We start from the raw sequence: 5,264 nt of genomic DNA, 5'->3' as shown, positions 1-5,264 counted from the left end.
GCGCGTTGCCTGTCCGCGCGCGGAACCGTCCGCACTGATGTCGGTGGCGTTCGCGTTGCAGACCCTTGCCGACGTGCGCCATGCGGACGATATCGTGGTCGAGGAGGCGCCGAGTTCCCGGCCGGTGATGCAGAACATGCTGCCGTTCACGCGCAGCGGCACCTTCTACACGATGGATAGCGGCGGTCTCGGCTATGGCATGCCGGCTGCCGTCGGCGTGGCGTTGGCGAAACCCGGCACACGTGTGATCGGCGTGATCGGCGACGGTTCCAGCATGTATTCGATTCAGGCCCTCTATAGCGCCGTGCAGATGAAACTGCCGATCACATTCGTGATCCTGAACAATTCCCGCTATGCCGCGCTGCAGGACTTTGCGCCGGAGTTCGGTTTTGGTCCGGCCGATCCTGTGCAAGGAACCGATCTGCCTGGACTCGATTTTGTGGCGCTCGCAGCGGGCATGGGTTGCCCGGGCGCGCGCGTGAGCGACGCCGAACGTTTGCATGACGTTCTGCGCGACGCGCTGGCGTCGTCCGGACCGATGCTGGTCGAAGTCATCGTGGCGTGAGCGCGAGCTCAGTTCTCGCCCGCATTCATCAAACTTTCCGCAGGAGACAAACCCGATGCAAAGCATCTCAATGTTGATCAACGGCGCAGCGGTGCAAGCAAGCAACGGTGCCACTTTCGAGCGCCGCAATCCGCTGGATGGCGAAGTCGCGACGCGCGCCCCCGCAGCGACGGTCGCCGACGCGATCGCCGCCGCCGACGCCGCGGCAGCAGCGTTCCCGGCATGGTCCGCGATGGGGCCGAGCGAGCGCCGCGCGCTGCTGATGAAGGCCGCGCATGCGCTGGAAGCGCGCAGTGAAGCCTTCGCCGCGGTGATGGCGGCGGAGACGGGCGCATCGGCGATGTGGGCGGGTTTCAACGTGCACCTGGCCGCCGGCGGTTTGATGGAGGCGGCGGCGCTCACCACGCAGATCGGCGGCGAGCTGATTCCTTCCGACGTGCCCGGCAGTCTCGCGATGGGCGTGCGTCAGCCGGCCGGCGTCGTACTCGGCATCGCCCCCTGGAACGCGCCGGTGATCCTCGCGGTGCGTGCGATTGCGTTGCCGCTCGCCTGCGGAAACACGGTCGTGCTGAAGGGTTCGGAAATCTGCCCCGGCACGCACGGCCTGATTATCGAAGTCTTGCAGGAAGCCGGCTTGCCGAAGGGCGTGGTGAACTTCATCACCAACGCACCGGCCGATGCGGGCACGGTGGTCGAAGCGCTGATCGCGCATCCGAAAGTCCGGCGCGTCAATTTCACCGGTTCCACGCATGTCGGCAAGATCATCGCGGCCACCTGTGCGCGCTATCTGAAACCGTCGGTGCTGGAGCTCGGCGGAAAAGCGCCGCTGATCGTGCTCGACGACGCGGATCTGGACGCCGCCGTCAATGCCGCCGCATTCGGCGCGTTCGCCAACTCGGGGCAGATTTGCATGTCGACGGAACGGATCATCGTCGATGAAAGGATCGCGGATACGTTCGTTGCGAAGCTCGCGCAGAAAGCGCGCGGCCTGCCGCTCGGCGACCCGCGCAAGGGACCGGTGGTACTGGGATCGGTCGTCGATATGAGCACGGTGGAACGCTGCAATGCATTGATCGACGACGCGCTGGCGAAAGGCGCCACGCTCGTCTGCGGCGGCAAAGCGGACAGCACCTTGATGCCCGCCACGCTGCTCGATCACGTCACGCCCGCCATGCGCCTCTATGCCGATGAATCGTTCGGGCCCGTGAAGGGCATCGTGCGCGTCAACGGTGAAGATGAAGCCGTGGCGTGTGCGAACGACAACGAATATGGGCTTTCGTCGGCGGTGTTCAGCCGTGACGTGGCGCGCGCGATGAATGTCGCGAGGCGTATCGAATCGGGCATCTGCCATGTCAATGGACCGACCGTTCACGACGAAGCGCAAATGCCGTTCGGCGGCGTGAAGGGCAGCGGCTTTGGCCGTTTTGGCGGGCAGGCGGGCATCGCTGAATTCACGGATCTGCGCTGGATTACCGTGCAAACCACACCACGTCATTATCCTTTCTGAAGCGCAAAGTGCCGCATTGGCCGACGTGTATCGCTGTAGATCGCTGCAATACGCCGCGCGCCAGATCACCGCAGCAAGACGAGCGTCGTTAAAAGCCATACCTAAAATGTCATGGCTTTTGCGCGAAACGGCAATGCCAGAAGCCGGACGCTCGCTCACATACTGATTAAAAACCGTGACAACAAAAGCGCGGCGGGAAGAATCGCGCACACAACTCTGGAGACAGCTTCATGACCAGTTATGTACCGCCGGCCGGATCGGCGAGTGCGGCCGCCGGTGAGGCCGGCGCGCCGCTCGCCGGCTATCGCGCAGAGGTCGAGGAAGGACGCCATGCCGTCGACATCGGCCGCACGCTCGACGAAGGTCCTTACACCACCATGCAGAAGATCGTGGTGTTTCTCGCGGCGTTGTCGATCGTGTTGGACGGCTTCGATAGTCAACTGATCGGCTTTGCGATTCCCGTGTTGATCAAGGAGTGGGGCGTCTCGCGCGCGGCGTTTGCGCCGGTGGTCGCAGCCGGCTTGATCGGCATGGGCATCGGCAGCGCGTGCGCTGGATTGCTGGCCGATCGCTTCGGCCGTCGCTGGGCGGTGATCGGCAGCGTGCTGGTGTTCGGCGCCGCCACCTGCGGCATCGCCTTCGCACCCGATATTGTGACGATTGCGCTGCTGCGCTTTATCGCCGGCCTCGGCATCGGCGGCGCGTTGCCGAGCTCGACCACCATGACCGCGGAATTCACACCGGCTCGCCGCCGCACGTTGGCCGTCACCGCGACGATCGTCTGCGTGCCGCTCGGCGGCATGGTGGCGGGTCTGTTCGCGCATGAAATTCTGCCGACGTATGGATGGCGCGGCTTGTTTCTGATCGGCGGCGTGCTGCCATTGGCGCTTGCTGTGTTGCTGCTTTTCACGCTGCCCGAGTCGCCGCGTTTCCTCGCCCGGCAGCCGCAGCGCTGGCCGGAACTCAAACGCCTGCTTGGCCGGATGTCGCGTGTGGTGCCAAGCGGCTGCGTATTTACCGACATGCGCGAACAGGCCGTCGAAAAGCATACCGGCTTTACCGCGCTGTTCCGCAACGGGCTGGCGCTCGATACGCTGGCGATCTGGTGCGCGTTCTGCCTATGCCTGCTGGCGGTCTACAGTGCTTTCAGCTGGCTGCCGACCATGCTGAGCACGCAAGGTTTGTCGGTCTCGGTTGCCGGCGCGGGACTCACCGCGTACAACCTTGGCGGCGTGGTGGGCGCGCTGCTGTGCGCCGTGGTGATTGCTCGCACCGGCTCGCGTTGGCCGTTGATTCTGTGCAGCGCGGGTGGCGCGGCGAGCGCGTTGCTGCTGCTGGGCGTGAACATCTCCGATCACACCGGTTTGCTGATCTTCGGTCTCGGCGTACATGGGATGTTCGTCAACGCTGTCCAGTCGACCATGTTTGCGCTGTGTGCTTACGTCTATCCGACCCGTGTGCGCGCAACCGGTACCGCATCGGCGCTCGCGTTCGGCCGGCTCGGCGCGATCGCCAGCGCGTTTGCCGGGGCCGTGGTGATTACGGCCGGTGGCGCATCGTCGTACCTGTGGATGCTCGGCATCGCGATGCTCATCGTGATGGTCGCGCTGATGGTGGTCAAACGCCATATTCCGAAGTCGGGCGCTTAGCGCACGCGGTGTTCTGAACACGGCGACGGGGCGCGATGCGCGGATCGTCGCAGTCGGTGAAAGTCTTTCTTTAACGTATCGGACGGCTTGAATAGCGGTCGGTATCGTCACGTCGGTCATTAGTATCGCTACATAAAAACGCCTCGTATGAGTCGCGTTCGGATGGTTGCGCGCTCACGCAAAGCACCTACCACGGAGACATGGAGAAAAATGAAATACAAACTCGCTTTAGGCAGTATGTTGCTGGGTATCAGCGCTTCGTCGTTCGCACAGAGCAGTGTGACGTTGTACGGGATTATCGATACCGGCATTGAACTGGTGACGCATGCAAACGCGGCAGGCAATAGCGTCGTGCGCATGCCGGGTATTACCGGCGAATTTCCGTCGCGCTGGGGCATTCGCGGTAAGGAAGAATTGGGCGGTGGGTTGTCCACGGTTTTCGTCCTGGAAAGCGGCTTTAACACCAAGGGCGGCACGCTCAATCAGGGTGGCCGGCTGTTTGGACGGCAAGCGTACGTAGGTCTCGAGAGTCCGTACGGCACGTTGACGTTCGGGCGCCAGTACACGATGACGTATTGGGCGATTCTCGATTCCGATCTGCTCGGGCCTGACATTTACGGCGGCACAGGGTCGTTCGATCAGTACATGCCGAGCGCGCGCAGCGACAATACGATTGTGTATAAAGGCACGTTCTCGGGGTTCACGTTCGGTGCGACTTATTCCTTCGGCCGCGATTCAGCGGGTACCGGCAATTCGCCGGGGCAGGGCACCTGTGTGGGGTCGATTCCGGGCAGTTCGCAGAGTTGCCGCGAATGGTCGACGATGTTGCGCTATGACATGAACGGTTACGGTGTGGCCGGCGCTTACGACGAACAACGCGGCGGCCCGGGCGCGGCCGCCAATCTGTACGACGGCACGGCGCCTTTTGCGCTGACCGAATCGGGTGACAAGGACGTGCGGATGCAGTTGAACGGCTATGGACACATCGGGCCGGTCAAACTCGGGGCGGGCTGGCTTGGGCGTCACGTCGAAACGGTCTCCCCCGCATTGCCGGACGTGCGCTCGAATCTTTACTACGTCACGGCGGCGTATAACGTCACGCCCGCATTTATTCTGGACGGCGGCGTGTATCGCATCATCAATCGCGCCGACGATACGCGCGGCACGATCGCCGCGTTACGCACCACGTACCTGCTGTCGAAGCGTTCCGCGGTTTATCTGCAAGGCGCCTATCTGTTCAACAGCGCGCATGCCGCTTATACGGTGAGCCAGGGCGGTGGAGGCACGACGCCCGCGCCGGGTATCGGGCAACTGGGGATGATGGCCGGCATTCGGCATTCGTTCTGAGGAGAACGGCGTCTTCGGCAATGGCCGTACAGGTTTTTGCAGAGCGTAAAAAGGCCGCCTCAAAAGGCGGCTTCATTTACCCGGCGGACTCCTTCGGCAGTATTCCCCACGCTGGACGCAGCGCTGAGCCGAAACCGCTAATCGTCTTCGCGCTTGCCCTCGCCAATGATCGGCGGCCCGACATAGTTCGCCCGAG

4 protein-coding genes are annotated in these 5,264 nt (G+C 63.1%); all 4 read left to right on the top strand.

Translation table 11 applies throughout. The annotated features are described in order from the left end of the window. On the top strand, nucleotides 1–565 hold a 565-nt coding region (locus QOC89_RS09040; protein ID WP_323044709.1), incomplete at its 5' end, for a thiamine pyrophosphate-dependent enzyme. Nucleotides 566–620: 55 nt separating this feature from the next. Then, nucleotides 621–2,072: an aldehyde dehydrogenase gene (locus tag QOC89_RS09035; RefSeq protein WP_323044708.1), complete on the top strand. Its 1,452-nt coding sequence runs from the start codon at nucleotides 621–623 to the stop codon at nucleotides 2,070–2,072. Between the two features lie 230 nt (nucleotides 2,073–2,302). Next, complete coding sequence (locus QOC89_RS09030) at nucleotides 2,303–3,721, top strand: MFS transporter (protein ID WP_416340380.1); 1,419 nt, start codon at nucleotides 2,303–2,305, stop codon at nucleotides 3,719–3,721. Nucleotides 3,722–3,931: 210 nt separating this feature from the next. Further along, complete coding sequence (locus tag QOC89_RS09025) at nucleotides 3,932–5,068, top strand: porin (RefSeq protein ID WP_323044707.1); 1,137 nt, start codon at nucleotides 3,932–3,934, stop codon at nucleotides 5,066–5,068. Nucleotides 5,069–5,264 lie beyond the last annotated feature (196 nt).

Origin of the sequence: Paraburkholderia sp. (assembly GCF_034668105.1) — a bacterium.
Lineage (GTDB): Bacteria > Pseudomonadota > Gammaproteobacteria > Burkholderiales > Burkholderiaceae > Paraburkholderia.
Note: the sequence above shows the minus strand (reverse complement) of the source record. Positions and strands in the feature narration are given on the sequence as shown.